The 18,392-nt window shown below is 69.0% G+C and carries 18 protein-coding genes; 4 read left to right on the top strand and 14 right to left on the bottom strand.

Annotated elements, in window-relative coordinates; all coding sequences use genetic code 11:
- Nucleotides 1-49 precede the first annotated feature (49 nt).
- Complete coding sequence (cysS, locus tag DES41_RS03410) at nucleotides 50-1,441, bottom strand: cysteine--tRNA ligase (RefSeq protein WP_114465872.1); 1,392 nt, start codon at nucleotides 1,439-1,441, stop codon at nucleotides 50-52.
- A gap of 266 nt (nucleotides 1,442-1,707) precedes the next feature.
- On the bottom strand, nucleotides 1,708-2,712 hold the full coding sequence (locus tag DES41_RS03415) for an arsenic resistance protein (RefSeq protein WP_425466331.1): 1,005 nt from the start codon (nucleotides 2,710-2,712) through the stop codon (nucleotides 1,708-1,710).
- A gap of 85 nt (nucleotides 2,713-2,797) precedes the next feature.
- Here DES41_RS03415 and DES41_RS03420 point away from each other — a divergent pair, with 85 nt between their 5' ends.
- Nucleotides 2,798-3,706: a TauD/TfdA dioxygenase family protein gene (locus DES41_RS03420; protein WP_114465877.1), complete on the top strand. Its 909-nt coding sequence runs from the start codon at nucleotides 2,798-2,800 to the stop codon at nucleotides 3,704-3,706.
- An 83-nt stretch (nucleotides 3,707-3,789) separates the two neighbouring features.
- Here the strand turns inward: DES41_RS03420 and DES41_RS03425 are convergent, their stop codons facing one another.
- Nucleotides 3,790-4,584, bottom strand: a complete 795-nt coding sequence (locus DES41_RS03425) for a phosphodiesterase (RefSeq protein ID WP_114466808.1) — start codon at nucleotides 4,582-4,584, stop codon at nucleotides 3,790-3,792.
- 28 nt (nucleotides 4,585-4,612) lie between these two features.
- The gene (locus DES41_RS03430; RefSeq protein WP_114465879.1) at nucleotides 4,613-5,215 is read right to left on the bottom strand and encodes a TetR/AcrR family transcriptional regulator; all 603 of its coding nucleotides are present in this window, start codon (nucleotides 5,213-5,215) and stop codon (nucleotides 4,613-4,615) included.
- 101 nt (nucleotides 5,216-5,316) lie between these two features.
- On the opposite strand from DES41_RS03430, the gene DES41_RS03435 reads away from it, so the two are divergent.
- Nucleotides 5,317-6,024, top strand: coding sequence for a glutathione S-transferase (locus DES41_RS03435; protein WP_211332885.1), 708 nt, complete (start codon nucleotides 5,317-5,319; stop codon nucleotides 6,022-6,024).
- 120 nt (nucleotides 6,025-6,144) lie between these two features.
- Nucleotides 6,145-6,918, top strand: a complete 774-nt coding sequence (xth, locus tag DES41_RS03440; RefSeq protein ID WP_114465883.1) for an exodeoxyribonuclease III — start codon at nucleotides 6,145-6,147, stop codon at nucleotides 6,916-6,918.
- 3 nt (nucleotides 6,919-6,921) lie between these two features.
- Here xth and ntrC read toward each other — a convergent pair whose 3' ends face one another.
- From ntrC to DES41_RS03490, 10 genes are all read right to left on the bottom strand, one after another.
- Nucleotides 6,922-8,451 (bottom strand): nitrogen regulation protein NR(I), encoded by a 1,530-nt coding sequence (ntrC, locus tag DES41_RS03445; protein ID WP_114465884.1) that lies wholly within the window; start codon nucleotides 8,449-8,451, stop codon nucleotides 6,922-6,924.
- Nucleotides 8,452-8,501: 50 nt separating this feature from the next.
- Nucleotides 8,502-9,524 (bottom strand): nitrogen regulation protein NR(II), encoded by a 1,023-nt coding sequence (glnL, locus tag DES41_RS03450; protein WP_114466809.1) that lies wholly within the window; start codon nucleotides 9,522-9,524, stop codon nucleotides 8,502-8,504.
- Nucleotides 9,525-9,607: 83 nt separating this feature from the next.
- Nucleotides 9,608-10,099 (bottom strand): hypothetical protein, encoded by a 492-nt coding sequence (locus tag DES41_RS03455; RefSeq protein ID WP_114465886.1) that lies wholly within the window; start codon nucleotides 10,097-10,099, stop codon nucleotides 9,608-9,610.
- 158 nt (nucleotides 10,100-10,257) lie between these two features.
- Nucleotides 10,258-11,673, bottom strand: a complete 1,416-nt coding sequence (gene glnA, locus DES41_RS03460; RefSeq protein ID WP_114465888.1) for a type I glutamate--ammonia ligase — start codon at nucleotides 11,671-11,673, stop codon at nucleotides 10,258-10,260.
- A 215-nt stretch (nucleotides 11,674-11,888) separates the two neighbouring features.
- The gene (locus tag DES41_RS03465; RefSeq protein ID WP_114465890.1) at nucleotides 11,889-12,725 is read right to left on the bottom strand and encodes a competence/damage-inducible protein A; all 837 of its coding nucleotides are present in this window, start codon (nucleotides 12,723-12,725) and stop codon (nucleotides 11,889-11,891) included.
- The gene (locus DES41_RS03470; RefSeq protein ID WP_114465892.1) at nucleotides 12,697-13,620 is read right to left on the bottom strand and encodes an EI24 domain-containing protein; all 924 of its coding nucleotides are present in this window, start codon (nucleotides 13,618-13,620) and stop codon (nucleotides 12,697-12,699) included. Before DES41_RS03470 ends, DES41_RS03465 begins: the two co-directional genes overlap by 29 nt.
- Nucleotides 13,621-13,642: 22 nt before the next feature.
- Complete coding sequence (locus DES41_RS03475) at nucleotides 13,643-14,611, bottom strand: sterol desaturase family protein (RefSeq protein ID WP_114465893.1); 969 nt, start codon at nucleotides 14,609-14,611, stop codon at nucleotides 13,643-13,645.
- Nucleotides 14,599-15,432 (bottom strand): polysaccharide deacetylase family protein, encoded by an 834-nt coding sequence (locus DES41_RS03480; RefSeq protein ID WP_281277157.1) that lies wholly within the window; start codon nucleotides 15,430-15,432, stop codon nucleotides 14,599-14,601. The genes DES41_RS03475 and DES41_RS03480 overlap by 13 nt, the downstream gene beginning before the upstream one ends.
- On the bottom strand, nucleotides 15,419-16,405 hold the full coding sequence (locus DES41_RS03485; RefSeq protein ID WP_425466332.1) for a YncE family protein: 987 nt from the start codon (nucleotides 16,403-16,405) through the stop codon (nucleotides 15,419-15,421). The genes DES41_RS03480 and DES41_RS03485 overlap by 14 nt, the downstream gene beginning before the upstream one ends.
- Before the next feature lie 43 nt (nucleotides 16,406-16,448).
- Nucleotides 16,449-17,201, bottom strand: coding sequence for a 16S rRNA pseudouridine(516) synthase (locus tag DES41_RS03490; protein WP_114465897.1), 753 nt, complete (start codon nucleotides 17,199-17,201; stop codon nucleotides 16,449-16,451).
- Between the two features lie 212 nt (nucleotides 17,202-17,413).
- Here DES41_RS03490 and DES41_RS03495 point away from each other — a divergent pair, with 212 nt between their 5' ends.
- On the top strand, nucleotides 17,414-18,322 hold the full coding sequence (locus tag DES41_RS03495; protein WP_114465899.1) for a YihY/virulence factor BrkB family protein: 909 nt from the start codon (nucleotides 17,414-17,416) through the stop codon (nucleotides 18,320-18,322).
- Nucleotides 18,323-18,392 lie beyond the last annotated feature (70 nt).

The following is an 18,392-nucleotide window of genomic DNA, read 5'->3' on the forward strand; positions in this document are numbered from 1 at the left end:
TGCTGGTGCCACCGGCCATCGACCGGCCTGGTGCAACACGCCACCCACATCACTGCGGTGCCGGCACGCGGTCCACCATGCTACGCCCGGCGCCATCGCGCACGCGGTAGCCGGCAGCTTCGATCCGCAGGCGCAGCGCATCGGCATCGGCCCAGCGCTTTTCCTGGCGCGCAAGATCGCGTTCGACGGCCATTCGCAGCACGGTAGGCGGCACGTCGACCACCGGTGTCGCTGAGCCCGCGAGCCCCAAGCCCAGGGCGTTGTCCAGCCAGGCCAGCGTCGCACGCTTCGCTGCCGCTGGCACCGGGCTTCTGAGCAGTTCCCAGGCCAGGGACAGGGCGCCAGCCGTGTTCAGGTCATGGTGGAGAGCGCTGCGCATGCGGTGCTGCCAGTCAGCGTCCACCGCGCCCGCTTCCGGCAGCGTGGCGACAGCCTGGCGCAAGCGGCCAAGCCCTGTCTGGGCGGCTTTCAGCGCCTCCCAGCTGAAGACCAGGGGCGAGCGGTAATGGGCGGTGAGCACCAGGTAGCGGTAGGCGAGCGGGTCGTAGCCCGCGTCCACCAGCGTCTGCAGCCGCAGGAAGTTCCCATCGGACTTCGACATCTTGGCGCTGCCCTCCAGCTGCAGGAAAGCGCCATGCAGCCAGTAGTTCGCCGGCCCATGCCCGTGCCTGGCCTGGTGCTGCGCGATTTCGTTGGTGTGGTGCACCGGGATGTGGTCCTCGCCGCCGATGTGGATGTCGAACAGCGCGCCCAGGTGTTTCTCCGACATCGCCGAGCACTCGATGTGCCAGCCCGGAAAGCCGCGACCCCAGGGGCTGTCCCACTCCATCTGTCGCCGCGCGCTGCCGCTGAACTTCCAGAGCGCGAAGTCGGTCGGGCTGCGCTTGTCGCCGACGTCCACGCGATGGCCCGGGCGCAGGCCCCTCTTGTCCAGCCTCGCCAGCGCGCCGTAGTCGTCCAGCATCTCCGTGTCGAAGTAGATGGCGTCGCTGGTGCGGTAGGCGAAGCCGCGTCGCTCGATGTCGCCGATGAAGTCAATCTGCTCCGCAATGTGGTCCGTGGCGCGGGCCCAGAGCGTTGGCGGCAGGATGCGCAACGCCGCGATGTCGCGCTGGAAGACGTCGGTGAAGTAGGCCGCGATCTCCCAGGCGCTGCGCCCCATGCGCCGGCTGCCGGTTTCCATCTTGTCCTCGCCGCTGTCGGCGTCGGACGTGAGGTGGCCCACGTCGGTGATGTTGACGACGTGGCGCACGCAAAGGCCGTTGAGCGCCAGCACGCGCCGTAGGGTGTCGCCGAACAGGTAGCTGCGCAGGTTGCCGATGTGGGCATGGTCGTAGACCGTGGGCCCGCAGGCGTACAGCCCCACATGGCCCTCGCGCAGGGGCACGAAAGGGCGCAACCGGTGTTGCAAGGTGTCGAACAGCATCAGCTCCGTGGGCATCCGTCGCTCCGCAAAAACAAAAAGGCCGCAGGAGCTGAGCTCATGCGGCCTCTAGAAAACAATGGACGTGCAATCACACGATCGGCAGGCTTCTAGGGCCGGCCGCGACACTCCTTCAAAGTGAACATAGATTGCGCTTGCATGCGGGCATGCTAACACTCGGCTTGCGTTGCCAGGAGGCCCCTGGGTCTTCGAAGAGGAAGCCCGCCCCCCTGTCGGTCCGAGGTCAGCGGGTTCGAAAGCGGCCGCCTAAGCAGGCGCCGTTCTCATCGGCGCAGCGTGCGAATGCCGTCCTGCGCGCCCAGCCGCGCCAGCCAGCGGATGTAGACCAGTTCGGCCACAAGCTCGACGAGCGTCTGCGCCACCACCACGGCCGGCAGCAGCGGCACCGCCCCCGGCACGGCCAGCGCCAGCGGCAGCACCACGAGCGAGTTGCGCGTGGCCGCGCTGAAGGCCACGGCGCGCGCGGCAGGCGCCGGCAGGCGGGCGCGCCGGGCCACCCACCAGCCCAGCAGGGGCGCCAGCAGCGCGAATGCGAGATAGACCGGCACGGCGCGCAGCGCCGCCGGCCCGGCCTGGCCCAGCTGCGGCAGCACAGCCGCCACGACGATGAGCAGAACCAGCGCCGTGGCCGGCACCGGCAGCAGCGCCAGCGCCGCGTTCACGCGCGCGCTGGCCCCGCGCTGGCAGGCCAGGGCCAGCAGCAGCGGCACGGCGATGAGCCAGACGAAGGCCTGCACGAAGGGCCCGGGCCGCACCAGGCCGGCAGCCGCATCGCCCAGCAGCAGTGCGAGGTACAGCGGCAGCAGCGCCATCTGGAGCAGGAGCAGCCAGGGCGTGGCCGCCAGCAGCAGCCGCGCATCGGCCCGGCCCAGTTGGGCGAAGGCCACCACGTAGTCGATGCAGGGGCACAGCAGCACCAGCAGCACGCCCAGGCGCAGCAGCGGATCGGCCGGCAGCAGCGGCAGCAACAGCGCCACGAGCAACGGCACGGCCACGAAGTTCACGCCCAGCAGCGCAGCCAGGAAGCGCCGCGCACGCAAGGCCTGGCCCAGCGCAGCCAGCGGCAGTTGCAGGAAGGTCAGGAACAGCATCAGCGCCAGGGCGGGTGCGATGGCCGGCTGCAGCGCGGCGGTGCCCGGGATGGCCAGCGCGCCGGCCGCACCGAGGGCCATGGCACCGAAATAGATCCAGGGCTGGCGGGTTTCGAGGACGTCTTGGAGGCCGGGCACCGCGCCGAGCTTAGCCGAGCGCTTTGCGCATATCGACATGCGCAATGCTGCGTTCACGCACACGCCGGTGCTGCCTAGGATGCCGACGCGCCACACCGAACCGACACGAACCAAGGAAGCCCGCATGCCCGCCGTCCTCGACCTCCCCCCCACCCGCCCATCTGCCGCGGCACGCTGGTCGGTGCAGGCGCTGCCAGGCGCCGCCCTCGGCGCGGTCACGCAGGGCATCGACGCCCGCCAGCCGCTGGCCGCGGCCCAGGTGCGCGCGATCCGCCAGGCGCTGCAGCGCCACCGCATCGTGTTGCTGCGCGGCCAGCAGCTGGACGACCCACAGTACCTGCGCCTAGCGAGCTACTTCGGCGCGGTGTTCCAGCCGCCGGCCGATGTGCCGGTGCTGGCCTCCGACCCCTATGGCGGCAACACGCCGGCCATCGTCAAGGTCGGCAATGTCGAGGACGGCGTGCTCGGCAACCACGAATTGGCCGCCCACTCGGACCACCACTGGACGCCGCAGCCCTCGTCGGGCTCGTTCCTCTATGCCCTGCAGGTGCCCGCGGTGGGCGGCGAGACCACCTGGGTCGACGAGGTGGCCGCCTACGACGCGCTGGACGAGGCCACGCGTGCCGAGATCGATGGGCTGCAGCTGATCACCTACAACCCCTTCCTGCGCCGGCTGCATCCGCTGCCCTCGGGCGCGCGGCCGCTGTACCGCACGCCCGACATCGCGCCGCTGGCGCCGTTCGAGGTGCACCCGCTGGTGCGCACGCATCCAGACAGCGGGCTGCGCCTGCTGTACCTGGATGCAGCCACCGAGGTGGAGGTGGTGGGTTGGGATGCCGCCCGCGGCCAGGCGCTGGTCGAACGCCTGCGCGCCCACCTTGCGCAGCCGCGCTTCGCCTACACGCACCGTTGGCAGGTGGGCGACATCGTCTATTGGGACAACCAGGCCACGCTGCATGCGCGCACGGGCTTTGCGTCCGGCGAGACGCGCCTGCTCAAGCGCATCAGCCTGTCGGGCAGCCGGCCGTTTTGAGGCGGTGCGCGGCGCGGCATCGCCGTGTTGCGCAACGACGCCAGCCGCGGCGAGCTGCAAGGCCTGCAAGCGCGGCCGGCGCACTACGCGAAGTCGAACGGCCCCTCGAAATCGCCGATGGTGCTGGTGTGGCTGACCATGCCCTGGCCGGCGTTCCAGAGGTGCAGCATGCAGGCCGGCGGCGCCATGTACGAGGCCGGCCTGGCGCCGGGCTGCAAGCGCAGCGCGATCTCGGTCGTGGTGCTGGGGCACGCGCAGGCCACGGTGCCAGCCCAGCGGCGCAGCATCTGGCGGTGCATGTGGCCGCACAGCACGGCTTCGATGTTGTCGAACTGCTGGATCACCTGCGCCAGCCGCTCGGGCGCGCGCAGCGCGTATTGATCCATGTACGGAATGCCGCTGGCGAACGGCGGGTGGTGCAGCACCACGAGGGTGGGCTTGGCCCGGTCGGCCGCGAGCGTGGCGTGCAGCCAGTCCAGGCCGGCCGCATCGATGGCGCCGTGGTGCGCCCCCGGCACCGTCGAATCGAGCGCGACGATGCGCACCGGGTGGTCGTCCACGCAGTAGTGCAGCGGGCCGGATGCAGGCAGCCAGGCATGGTCGGCGAAGGCAAGCCTGAAGGCCTCGCGTTCGTCGTGGTTGCCGGGGATGACGAGATACGGGATCGTCAGTTCGGCGAGCAACGCGCGGGCCATGGCGTATTCGTCGGCGAGTCCCTGGTCGACCAGGTCACCGGTCAGCAGCACCAGGTCGGGTCGCCGGTCCAATGCGTGCAGGTGCGCGATGGCCTGGGCCAGCATCCGGTTGGAATCGGCGACGCCGTGGTACAGCTGGCCCTGCGGCCTGACGTGGGTGTCGGAGATCTGGGCAATCAGCACGGTGGGCTCCCGTTGCGGGGGCAAGCCATCACGCAGGTTTCGTTCCACGCACGGTCGAACCGGCCGCTGGGGCGGGCAGCAGCCCTGCCGCGCGGTAGCTGTCAACGACCGCGTCGTACAGCGCAAGGTCGGATCGGCTCCTGGCAATGAGCTGCGCACCGGCGATGGCCGCGAAGATCGCGCGGGCACGGGATTCGCTCTCCGATGCGCTGGCCACGCCAGCAGCCTCCAGGGCCTGGCCCAGCCATGCCACGTTGACGTCGGCGAACGCCTGCACCTGCGTCTTCACGGCGTCGGGCAGGTCGTCGTACTCGGCCGCCATGTAGCTGCACAGGCACATGCGGTTGTCGTTCTCGAGCGACTTGCGAAAGATGTCCGGGTAGCGGCGCAGGCAGTCGAGCGGGTCGGCGCTGGCGGCGCGCATGGCGTCGAGCGCGGCCGCGGTGTCCTCCCAGTAGCGCTGGGCGACGGCCGCACCAAGGTCGGCCTTGGTCGGAAAGTGGTAGTGGATGCTCGCGCTCTTGATGCCCACTTCGTTGGCGAGGTCGCGGAAATTGAGACCGCTGTAACCGTGCGCCTGTGCCGTCCGCCTGGCCGCGGCCAGGATGTCTTCTCGTGCGTTGGAACCCATGTCGCCACTCCTTGGTCAAATTATCTATCTTTTGATAGATAGGGATTGACAGGCAAAAACACACGCCTTTATGATTCGTCTATCAACTGATAGGTAGACCAATGACCACCCCTGAACTCCAAGCCGCTTCCACGCCAACGATGACGGTCCATGACTGGCACACCGGGCCCTACCCCGCACGCGTCAGGATTGCGCTGGCCGAAAAAGGCTTGCAATCGCGCGTCCGTTTCGTGTCCGTCGATCTTTGGAAGGGCGAGCACAAGCAGCCGGCATTTATGGCCAAGAACTACTCGGGCACGCTGCCGGTGCTCGAGCTGGACGACGGGACCTTCATCGCCGAATGCACGGCCATCACGCAGTACCTCGACACGCTCGACGGCAGGCCCAGCTTGACGGGCGCCACGCCCCGCGAACAGGGCCTCATCCACATGATGAACAAGCGCGCCGAGATCGAGCTGCTGGACGCGGTCAGCGTGTACTTCCACCATGGCACGCCGGGACTCGGCCCGGCGGTCGAGCTGTACCAGAACGCCGAATGGGGCATGCGCCAGCGCGACAAGGCGTTGCGCGGCATGCGCTACTTCGACACGGTGCTGCAGGCGCAGCCATTCGTCGCAGGGGATGCTTTCTCCATGGCCGACATCGCCGTCATCGGCGGGCTGATCTTCGCGGAGCTGGTGGAGTTGCCGATCCCGCCGGAGTGCGCAGCGCTGCGCGCGTGGTGGGCCAGGATGCAGGAACGGCCGAGCGTGCGCAACCGGGTGTCGATGTCGGTGCCGGCATCTGTCCAGCCCGCTGCCGGCCGGTAGAGCGCCGGCGAGAGCACTCGGCTGCCCGCATGGCGAAGCCCGCCGTCGTCCGCGTCTGGCGGCGGGCGGCGCTTCGAAAAAAAGAGTTCAAATCGCGTGTTCCACCGAACGAGGACACCGATGCGCATCGCCACCTGGAACGTCAACTCCCTGACCGCCCGACTGAACCACGTCCTGACCTGGCTGGCCGCCAACCCCGTGGACGTGCTGTGCCTGCAGGAGCTCAAGATGACCGACGACAAGTTCCCGCTCGACGCGCTGCGCGAGGCGGGCTACGAGGCGGCCATCTTCGGCCAGAAGACCTACAACGGCGTGGCCATCCTCTCGCGCACGCCGGTGCGCGAGGTGGTGAAGAACATCGTCGGCTTCGACGACGAGCACGCGCGCGTGATCGCGGCCACGGTGGACGGGCCCACCGGCCCGATCCGCGTGGTCAACGGCTACTTCGTCAACGGGCAGGCACTGGATTCCGACAAGTTCGTCTACAAGATGAACTGGCTGACCGGCCTGCAGGCCTACCTGCGCGCCGAGCTCGCCGCCCATCCGCAGCTGGTGCTGCTGGGCGACTTCAACATCACGCCCGAGGACCAGGACAGCTACGACCCCGTGGGCCTGGCCGGCACCATCCACCACAGCGAGCAGGAGCGTGCGCACTTCCGTGCGCTGCTGGACCTGGGCCTCACGGACAGCTTCCGCATGTTCGAGCAGCCGCCCAAGAGCTTCAGCTGGTGGGACTACCGCATGCTGGGCTACCAGAAGAACCGCGGGCTGCGCATCGACCACATCCTGGTGAGCGACGCGGTCAAGGCGCAGGTCAAGGGCTGTGCGATAGACCGCGTGCCACGCAAGTGGGAAAAGCCCAGCGACCACGCGCCCGTGGTGCTGGAGCTCTGACGCTCACTCCAGGCCCAGTTCCTGGATCTTGCGCGTGATGGTGTTGCGTCCGATGCCGAGCTTCTGCGCGGCCTCGATGCGGCGCCCGCGCGTGTTGTTGAGCGCGGTCAGGATCAGCTTGGATTCGAAGCGGCGCGTGAGCACGTCCCAGACATCGTGGCGGTCGGCCGCCAGCAAGGCCAAGGCCTCAGCCTCCAGGCCACGCTCCCAGGCCGGTGCGGCGCCGTCCAGCGGCGCCGGCTGGTCGGACACGGGCAGCGGCTCGCCCGGCACGGCCTCGGCCAGGGGGCTGCTTGCCACCGGCTCCGGCGCCTCGTAGCCGGCCACCGGCCGCGGCACCTGCGCCGGCACCGCGGCAGGCGCGGCGGCAGCGGTCAGCACCTCGGGCGGCAGGTCCTTGGCCTCGATGACCTGGGACGGCGCCATCACCGTGAGCCAGTGGCACACGTTCTCGAGCTGGCGCACGTTGCCCGGGAAGTTGAACAGGCCGAGCTGGGCCAGCGCCGCGTCGGAGATGCGCTTGGGCTCCACGCCCAGCTGCGCAGCGCTTTGCTGCAGGAAGTGGCGCGTGAGCATGGGCACATCTTCCCTGCGCTCGCGCAGTGCCGGCAGGCGCAGGCGGATCACGTTCAGGCGGTGGAACAAGTCCTCGCGGAAGACGCCTTCGCGCACGCGCTGCTCCAGGTCCTGGTGGGTGGCGGCGATCACGCGCACATGGGCCTTGACGGCGTTGTGCCCGCCCACGCGGTAGAAGTGGCCGTCGGACAGCACGCGCAGCAAGCGCGTCTGCAGGTCGAACGGCATGTCGCCGATCTCGTCGAGAAACAGCGTGCCGCCCTCGGCCTGCTCGAAGCGCCCGCGCCGCATGGTTTGCGCGCCCGTGAAGGCGCCGCGCTCGTGGCCGAACAGTTCGGACTCCAGCAGGTCCTTGGGGATGGCCGCCGTGTTGATCGCCACGAAGGGCCCGTTGGCGCGCGGCGAATGCTTGTGCAGCGCGCGTGCCACAAGCTCCTTGCCCGAGCCGGACTCGCCCGTGATCATGACCGTGACGTTGCTCTGGCTCAGCCGCCCGATGGCGCGGAACACATCCTGCATGGCCGGGGCCTGGCCCAGCATTTCGGGCGCGGCGGCCATGCGCTCTTCGGAGACCTCTTCGCGCTGGCTTTCCTCCACGGCGCGGCGGATCAGTTCCACCGCCTTGGGCAGGTCGAAGGGCTTGGGCAGGTATTCGAAGGCGCCACCCTGGAAGGCCGAGACGGCGCTGTCCAGGTCGGAGAAGGCGGTCATGATGATGACCGGCAGGCCGGGGTGCAATTCCTTGACCTTGCCCAGCAGGTCGAGGCCAGAGCCACCCGGCATGCGGATGTCGCTGACCAGGATCTGCGGCCCCTCCTCGTCGCTGGCGCCCTCCAGGGCGGCCAGCACTTCGCGTGGATTCGTGAAACTGCGCGTGGGCAGGTTCTCGCGCAAGAGCGCTTTCTCCAGCACGAAGCGGATGGATTGGTCGTCGTCTACTATCCAGATCGGCTTCATCGTCCTCGTCACCTCGGGTCGGCCCGCCTTGGATACCACGAGCGACGCGCTCAGGGCAGCGGGATCAATAGCTTGAAATCGGTTCGGCCAGGGCTGCTTTCGCACTCGATCAGGCCGTGGTGCTGTTGCACGAAGGTCTGCGCGAGCGTGAGCCCCAGTCCCGATCCCCCATCCCGACCCGACACCAGCGGGTAGAAGATGCGGCTCTTGATCGACTCCGGGACCCCCGGTCCGTTGTCGATGACATGCAATTCCAGTGCCAGTCGATAGCGCTGTTTACCAAAGGTAACCTGTCGCGCCACGCGCGTGCGCAAGGTGATCTGGGCGTCGCCCGCGGCGATGCGCTCGGCCAGCGCCTGGGCCGCGTTGTGCGTGATGTTGAGGACCGCCTGGATCAGCTGCTCGCGGTCGCCGCGGAACTCGGGAATGGAGGTGTCGTAGTCACGCACGACCTTCAGGCCGCGCGGGAACTCGGCCACGATCAGGGAGCGCACACGCTCGCAGACCTCGTGGATGTTCACGTCGCCCACCACGTGCGGGCGCCGGTGCGGCGCCAGCAGCCGGTCGACCAGGCTCTGCAGCCGGTCGGCCTCGTGGATGATGACCTGCGTGTACTCGATCAGGTCGCGCGAATCGATCTCCATCTCGAGCAGCTGCGCCGCCCCGCGGATGCCGCCCAGCGGGTTCTTGATCTCGTGCGCGAGGTTGCGGATCAGCTCCTTGTTGGCCTGGGCCTGGTCGATCAGGCGCTCCTCGCGGTCCTGGCGCGCCTGCTGCTCCTGCGGTAGCAGCTCGATGATGATCTCGCCCGGCTCTTCGGCGGGCGCCACGATCACGTGCACGGGCAGCGGATCGTAGGTGGCGCGCTTGAGGAAGGCGTCGTAGCGCAGCGCGGCGAACTCGTTGCTCTGCGCGCCGTCGAGCGCGTTCTGCACCAGGTGCGGCTCGGTGAAGAAATCGGCGAAGGACGAACCCTCGATGGTCCGGCGCGAAAAGCCCAGCGCATCTTCGAGAGCGGCGTTGGCGAACAGCACCGAGCCGTCTGCACGCAGCACCGTCACCAGCGTGGCCAGCAGGTCGAAGGCGTGGAAGCGCGAGCTCGTCGCGGGCGACACGGGCCGCACGGGGCGCACGGGGCGGGCCTTGCTCGCCGGACTCATTGGGCTCCCGGCAGGCGCGCGATCTCGCGCTTGATTCCGGCGATGTCGCTGTCGTTGCGGGCAATGGCGGCCTTCATCTCGGCCACGCGGTCGAGGTAGCGCTGGTGGTTGCGGGCTTCGCCGCCCACCTTGTCGGGCTCGCCATTGTTGTAGTCCTTGAGCAGCTCGGCCTGGCGCACCTCGGCCTTCTTGAGTTCGGCCTCCAGGATGCGGCGCGACTCGGCATCGCGCGTGCGCTGCGCGCTGTCGTCGCTGCGCGGCGCCGCGGCGGCCGGTGCACGCACGGGGCCGGCGGTGGCGCCAGGGCGCGGCTTGGGGCCTTCGATGACTGTCACGTTGCCACCTTCCACCAGCTTGCAGCCGCGTTGTTGCGCATCGCGTGCATCACGGATGTTGTTGGTGTATTCGTTGCCACAGCGGTAGACCTGGGCCCAGGCGGCGGGCGCAAGCGTGGCGCAAGTCAAGGCAAGGGCGATGGCAGTCTTCATGGGTCGGATCAAAAGGGTCCTGAGGGTCGGTCGCAGCGGATGGTAGCGCGCGCCTCCGATCCCCCTTGGCTGCGCGCTCCATGAAAAAAGGACGGCCGGGGCCGTCCTTTGCTGTGACTGCGCCGGCCGCCACAAGTTGCGGCGGACCGGCATGCGCCTTACAGCGAGTAGTACATGTCGAACTCGACCGGGTGAGGAGCCATGCGGAAGCGCGTGACTTCGCCCATCTTGAGCTCGATGTACGCGTCCAGCATGGAGTCGGTGAACACACCGCCCTTGGTCAGGAAGGCGCGGTCCTTGTCGAGGTACTCCAGCGCCTGGTCCAGGCTGTGGCAGACGGTGGGGACCAGCTTGTCCTCTTCCGGCGGCAGGTGGTACAGGTCCTTGGTGGCGGCTTCGCCCGGGTGGATCTTGTTTTCCACGCCGTCCAGGCCGGCCATCATCAGTGCCGAGAAGCACAGGTAGGGGTTGGCGGACGGGTCGGGGAAGCGCGCCTCGATGCGGCGGCCCTTGGGGTTCGCCACGTACGGGATGCGGATCGAGGCCGAGCGGTTGCGGGCCGAGTAGGCCAGCTTGACGGGGGCTTCGAAGCCGGGGACCAGGCGCTTGTAGCTGTTGGTGCCGGGGTTGGTGATGGCGTTCAGCGCGCGGGCGTGCTTGATGATGCCGCCGATGTAGTACAGCGCGAAGTCCGACAGGCCGGCATAGCCGTCACCGGCGAACAGGTTCTTGCCGTCCTTCCAGATCGACTGGTGCACGTGCATGCCCGAGCCGTTGTCGCCGGCGTAGGGCTTGGGCATGAAGGTCGCCGTCTTGCCGTAGGTGTTGGCCACGTTCCAGACCACGTACTTCAGCACCTGCGTCCAGTCGGCGCGCTCGACCAGCGTGGAGAAACGCGTGCCGATCTCGTTCTGGCCGGCGCCTGCCACTTCGTGGTGGAACACCTCAACCGGAATGCCCAGGCTTTCCAGGATCAGCGACATCTCGGCACGCATGTCCTGCGTGCTGTCGACCGGGGGCACGGGGAAGTAGCCGCCCTTGACGGTGGGACGGTGGCCGCGGTTGCCGCCTTCCAGCTTGGAGCCGCTGTTCCAGGGGGCTTCGTACTCTTCGATCTCGCTGAACACGCGGCCGGGCTCGTTGCTCCAGCGCACGCCGTCGAAGATGAAGAATTCGGGTTCCGGTCCGAAGAAGGCGGTATCGCCCAGGCCGGAGGCCTTCAGGTAGGCTTCGGCGCGCTTGGCGATGGAACGCGGGTCGCGGTCATAGGCCTTGCCGTCGCCCGGCTCGATCACGTCGCACTGCAGGAACAGCGTGGTCTCTTCGAAGAAGGGGTCGATGTTGGCGGTGTTCGGGTCGGGCATGAGTTGCATGTCCGAGGCTTCGATGCCCTTCCAACCTGCGACCGAGGAGCCGTCGAACGCGTGACCCGACGAGAACTTGTCTTCGTCGAAGTGGGACACCGGCACGGTCACGTGCTGCTCCTTGCCACGGGTGTCGGTGAAGCGGAAGTCGACGAACTTGACGTCGTTCTCCTTCACCATTTTCATCACGTCTGCGACGGTCTTGGCCATCAAAAAGCTCCTGAGGGTTGGTTGGGGTCTACAGATAAGACGGGGACTTGGATGCAGGTTCCGTGCCAAACAGGCGCGCACCAAAACCGGCCCATACGCGCAGTTCCGCGCGCGAAAGGCCGGCGAAGACGGGCCCGCATCCTACAGCGCATGCGCGCAAACAGCAGTGTTTTGCACGTATTTGGTGCAACTTCATGGATTCCCCAAAATGATGCTCAAGAACGCACCAATTCAGGGCCAAGCGGCAAGGCCTGCGTCCGCAGGTCTTGCAGCAGCTCGGCGTAGGCCGGCCCGGCCGCAGCCGGATCGCCCTTCACACCGAGCTCGATGTGGCGGCCGTGCTCGGGATGGTCGACGCTGGGCAGGCTGAACACCTTGACGCCGGCATGGCTGCGCTCGATGCGTTCCATGAGCGGGACCAGGGCCGACTCCATGGCGCCATAGACGATCACCGAGCGCTCGATCCAGGCCATGCGCCGCTGCAGCGCGGCGTAGTGCGTGTCCAGCACCCATTCGATCATCGGCCAGGCCATGACCGGGAAGCCCGGCACGAAGTGCACATGGCCCAGGCTAAAGCCGGCGATCTTGTTGTACGGGTTGGGGATGATGGCCGCGCCTTCGGGAAACACGCCCATGTTGAGCCGGTGCTGGTTGTCCGCGCGCTCCGGTTCGTAGGGCAGGCCCTGCTCGCGCGCGACATCCTGCATGCGCTCGCGGATCAGCGCCTCGGCTTCGGGATGCAGCACCAGCGGACGGCCCAGCGCCGCCCCGGCGCATTGGCGCGTGTGGTCGTCCGGCGTGGCGCCGATGCCGCCGCAGGAGAACACCAGGTCGCCCGAGGCGAAGGCCCGCGCCAGCGTGGCCGTGATGCGCTCCGGCGCGTCGCCCACGTAGTCGGCATAGGCCAGTTGCATGCCGCGCGCGGACAGCAGCTCGATGACCTTGGCCATGTGCTTGTCGGCGCGTTTGCCCGAGAGGATCTCGTCGCCGACGATGACCAGGCCAACGGCCGTCGGCAGGGTCTCAGGGAGGGGGGAGTGGCGTGGGGGCATAGGGACGGGAAGTTGAGACGGTGGCGTCGCCCTGCTCCACCAGCACGGCGCTCGGGGCCGGCCAGGCTGCATCGGCCGGCGCCACCTGCACATTGGCCGCGGCCTTGGCGCGCATGGCTTCCAGCGCAGCCAGCGCGTAGTGCGTGAACCACAGGGCGGAAAAGGCGAATACCAGCGTGTAGAGCCAGACGGAGACCGGCACCAGCACCGGGGCCAGCACCACGGTCAGCGCGCCCCAGGCCCAGACCAGCGCGGGGGCGGCGCCGAGGTAGCCGGTCAGCACGCCCAGCGTCAGCAGAGTGAAGCGGTGCTCGCGCAGCAGTTCGGTGCGCTCGGCCTTGCTCGCGTGGTCGGCCAGCACGTCGTAAGACATCACGCGGTAGGTCAGCCAGCCCCAGATCAGCGGCGGCAGCACCAGCACCAGCGGCGGCACCAGCCACAGCGGAATCGACAGCACCAGCACGACCAGCGCGGCCACGGTGGCCCAGAGCGCGCCGAACAAGCTGCCCAAGAAAGAGCCGCCGCGGCGCTTTTCCAGCTGCGGAAAGCGCCGATCGCCGACCAGCGCCACCACCGATGGCGTGACCAGGCCGGCCACCAGCAGCAGCGACAGCACCACCACCAGGGGCGTGACCAGCGCGATCAGCAGCAGCGGCGCGACCGCTGCCTGGACCGCGCCGAAGCCCAGGCCCTGCAGCCAGCCCATGACGGTGCCGAACACCGGCCAACCGTGCAGCCAGGCCCGCAACCAGGCCACGGCAGGCTCCCAGAAGAAGTAGCCCAGGCCCAGCGAAAGCACCGCCATCAGCACCAATGGCAGGACCGACAGGGCGATGACGCGCGGGTGCAGGCAGTACGCCGCCGCACGCCAGAAGGAATCCATCAGCAGACGCATGCTTGGAGGATACCGCGCGGGCTCAGGCGCGCCCGAACAGCCGCATCAGGCCCAGCCATTGCTGGCGCCAGAAGCCGTGGCCGTAATCGCGCAGGCCGCGCGCACCGGGCTCGACCTGGTCGCGGATGCCGGTGGGGTCGTAGCGCACGGCGAAGTCCGCGCTGCGGAACAGCATGTCCCACCAGGGCAGCAGCACGCCGAAGTTGACGCCGCCCAGGCTGTCGCGCCCTTCGGACTCGTGGCCGATGCCGATGCTGTGGTGGCGCCGGTGGAAGCGCGGGCTGACCCACAGCCGCTCGCCGACGCGGCCGAACCACAGCCGCAGGTTGGCGTGGTGGAAGTTCTCGGACAGCTGCGTCAGCGCCACGATGGCGACGAACTGTCCCGGCCCCACGCCGATGAGCTGCGCGACGACGACCAGGATGGCGTCGCGCAGCACATCGTCCAGCAGGTGGTTGCGGTTGTCGCTCCACATCGTCATCTGGCGCTGCGAGTGGTGCAGCGCGTGCAGGTTCCACCACCACTGGAAGCGGTGCTGGCCGCGGTGGATGCAGTAGTCGGCGAAGTCAAACACCAGGAGGTACAGCACGAAGCTGACCCAGGCGATGTCCGTCACGCCAGGCCACAGCCCGTCCAGGTGCCAGGTCGACAGGCCCTCCACGCGCAGCCAGCCGAACACATCGTCCATCCAGGGCTCGAGCGTGAAGAACAGCGCGAGCCGGAACAGGCCGAGCCGGTGCACCAGCGTGTAGAGGATGTCGGTGCGGATGGCGGCGCGGTCGATGACCGGCTCGACCGGCCGCCAGCGCTGCAGCGGGCCGATCACCAGCAGCATGGCGGCGATCTGCAGCAGGCCGACCAGCAGCCAGCCGGTGGCGGTGAAGGCGTCTTCGAGCCAGCCGCCCAGGCCCATCGCGAACACGGCCGGCTGCACCAGGGCCTCGAACAGCCACTGCTGTGCGCTGGCGAACAGGTCGGTCAGCGGCTCCATGGCGGGTCGTCCCTGTGCGCGGCGATCCAGCGCTGGTAATCCGGGTGCTCGCGCAGCGTGGCGAAGCACATGCCCTTGGCCTTGAGGCCTTCGATCAGCGGCTCCAGCACGGCTGGCGCCCACGGGTCCTTGCGCGACCAGATGCCCAGGTGCGCCACGAGGATCTGCCCCGGCCGGATGTCACGCAGGGCCTTGGCCAGCAGGTCGGCATTGGAATAGCGCTCGCTCGGCAGCTCATCGCCCAGGAAGCCGGCCGGCGCCCAGCCCACATGCGCGTAGCCGCAGCCGCGCGCCACCGACAGCAGCGTCGGCGAGGTGCGCCCGCCCGGGGCACGGAACAGCGGCAGCGGCGCCTGGCCGGTGATGTCCTCCAGCCGGCGCGCGGCGCGGCTGACTTCCTCGCAGTACTGGGCGGCCGTGAACAGCCGGGTCTGGCCGATGTTGGGACCGGCCGAGGCGCGGATGCGAAAGCGCGCCGTGCCGTCGCGGCCAGGCGGCACGTCGGCGCTCCAGTAGACATGGTCGAAGGTGTGCGAGGCGAAGGCATGGCCCTCCTGCGCCCGTGCGCGCCACCAGGCGGCCCAGTCGTCGCCCAGGCTGCCATCGCCCTGCTGCGTGGCCTCGTTGGCGGCGAAGAAGGTCACGCGCACATCCTGGCGCTTGAGCACCTCGGCGATCAGCGGGGCCACGCCCATGTGGCCGGTGTCCAGCGTGAGGTAGACCGGCCGCGTGCAGTTGGCGGCAGCCTGGCCCGTCAGCACCAGCGCGACGGCGGCCGCGATGGCCTTGCGCAAGCACGGTCCACGCTCAGCGCGTGGCATGGTCCAGGGTCCAGACGCCATGCGGCGAACGGCCGACCTTGACCTGCTGCACCAGCTTGCCGGTCTGCAGATCGAGCACGCTGAGCTTGCGGGCCCAGCGCGCCGTGAAGTACAGAAGCCGGCCGTCGGCCGACACGTCCATGCAGTCAGGCCCGCCGGGCGCCACATAGCTGGCGACCGCCTCGAGCGTCTGCAGATCGATCTTGCTGATGGTGTTGGCCACGCGGTTGCTCACGAAGACATGGCGCCCGTCGCCGGCACTGCGGAAAGCATGGGCACCATTGCCTGTCTTGATCAGTTTGCTGGCGCGGGGTTCCTTGCCCGAGATGTCGAACACCTGCACGCCGTCGGCGCCTGTCAGGCCGACCAGCAGGCTCTTGCCGTCCGGGGTGCCGAACACGTCGGCCGGCATCTTGCCGGTGGGCACCTGCCAGCGGATCTGCTGCGTGGCCAGGTCCACGGCGATCAGCTCGTCGCTGTCCTGCACCGACACGTAGGCCGTGGTGCTGCGCGCGTCGATCCAGATGTGGCTGGGTGTCCTGCCCGTCTGCAGGCGGCGCGCCAGCTGCATGTCGTGGCCGTTCCAGCGGTACAGGTCGACGTGGTTGAGCCGGTTGGCGGCGATCACCAGCCACTTCATGTCGGGCGAGAAGCGCAGGTGGTAGGGGTCGACGATGCCCGGCACCACCTTCTGCACCTCGGCCGTGCGCGGGTCGATGAAGGTCAGCGTGTCGCTCAGCGCATTGGCCACGATCACCGACTTCTCGTCCGGCGTCATGTACAGGTGGTGCGGCTCCTTGCCGGTGGCGATGCGGCGCGTTTCCTGCCAGCTGACCGGGTCGATCACGCTGACGGAAGCGTCCAGGGAGTTCAGCACGAAGACGGGGGGGCGCTGCGCATGGGCAGCCAATGGAGACAGCACGGCCAGCGCCAACAGCGCGGCGCCGAGCCGAAGCAGGAACGAGGATTTCACGACACCCTTTGCACGGAGCGCGCAGTGTAGCGCTGCAGCCCTGTCAGCCAGCCGTCAGGGCCGCCAGGTCCGCGGGGCGCAGCCAGCGCCATTGGCCCGGCCCCAGATCGGCCGGCAACGCCAGCGTGCCGATGCGCGAGCGGTGCAGGCCTTCCACACGGTTGCCCACCGCGGCCAGCATGCGCTTGACCTGGTGGTACTTGCCATTCGTCAAGGTCAGCCGCAGGTGGCGCGCGGCCCCATCGGCATCGACGATCTCGGCGCCCGCGGCCTGCACCGGGCGCGGGTCGTCGTCCAGCACCACGCCGCGCAGCAGCGCCTCGACCTGCTGGGCGTCCAGCGCATGCTTGGCCTGCACCTCGTAGACCTTGGGCGTCATCTTCTTGGGCGAGGTCATGCGGTGCAGGAACTGGCCGTCGTCGCTGAGCAGCAGCATGCCGGTGGTGTCCTGGTCGAGCCGGCCGACGGCCTGCACGCCCTGCAGTGCACTCTTCTGCGGGCGCTGGCGCAGCGGCGCGGGCAGCAGCGTGTAGACGCTGGGGTAGGACGAAGGCTTGTGCGAGCACTCGGTGCCCGCCGGCTTGTGCAGCAGCACGTAGGCCTTCTCGAAGTACTCCCAATCCTGGCCCTGCACGCGAAAGCGCAGGCCTTCGGGCGCGAAGTCCGCGGCCGACTCGGTGCACGGCGCGAAGACGCCGTCGGCGCCCGCCACGGCCACATGGCCCTGCTGGACCAGCCCGGCGCAGACGCGCCGCGTGCCGAAGCCTTGTGAAAAGAGGATGTCCTGCAGCTGCATGGGTGGACGGGCCGCGCAGGCCCGTGAAAAAGGGCCGCAGATGATACCGGCAGGGGCAGCCTTCCCGCCAATGGATCGGTGCCGCCAGCCGACACGCCGGGACGGCCTCCCCTTTCAGGCGCGGCGCCCACAGACGCTGTCGCCCTTGTCCGGCAGCGGCGGTTGTCGCGGCGGCTACGCTCACGGCTTCGGACCACCACGGAGAGCACCGCATGACCGCCGCCTGGCGTCGCCTGAAGCAAGCCGCGCTGGCAGCGCCCGGGCTGGGCGTGCTGCTGCGGGCCATCCGCAATTACGTGCTGCACCAGAGCGCCAACCAGGCCGGCAGCCTGGCGTTCTCCTCCGTGCTGTCGATGTTCCCGCTGCTGCTGCTGCTGTCCGCCGCCGCCGGCTACGTGGGCCAGCCCGGCGATGCCGCGGCGCTGGCCGGCCGCGTGCTGGGCTATGCACCCCAGTTGGTGCGCGAGGCCGTGCAACCCGTTGTCCGGGAGGTGCTGGCCCAGCGCAACCAGGCGCTGCTGGCCATCGGCCTGGTCGTCACGCTGTGGACGGCCTCTTCGGGCATGCAGGCCGTGCGCACGGCGCTGAACCGGGCCTACGGCATCGAACGCGGTGCGGCGTTCTGGAAGGCGCGACTCAAGGTCACGTTGTTCACCGTGGTCGTGGGTGGCGGCATCGTGCTCGCGTTCAGTTCGGTGATCGTCATGCCTTACCTGTGGCAGCTGCTGCAGCAGCAGATCGGCGCCGGCCAGGAGACGCCCTGGCTGCGCAACAGCGTGCGCTACGGCTCGGCCTTCGTGGTGCTGAGCGCGCTCTACGCCATCGCCTACGCCTGGTTGCCGGACACGCGCCAGCGCCTGGGCACGGTGCTGCCCGGCGCGGTCGTGGGCGCCGGGCTGTGGGTCGGTGCGGCCGCCCTGCTCTCCTACACGCTGCACAGCGCCGGCAAGCTGGCCCTGGTGTACGGCAGCTTCGCCGGCGTGGTAGCCACCCTGGTCTTCCTCTACGCCAGCGGCACCACGCTGATCTTCGGCGCGGAGGTCAACGGCGTGTTGCGCGCGCGCCAGCGCGAGGCGACGCCGGCGCCCGCAGAAAGCACGGCAGCCGCCGCCAACGTTTGAGCCTCAACGCGGGCGCACCGCCTTCCGGTACAGCCTGGCGGCGCCTGGCGCGGGCCGCGTGGTCGCCGCT

Source organism: Pseudorhodoferax soli, from assembly GCF_003337555.1.
GTDB classification, from domain to species: domain Bacteria; phylum Pseudomonadota; class Gammaproteobacteria; order Burkholderiales; family Burkholderiaceae_C; genus Pseudorhodoferax; species Pseudorhodoferax soli.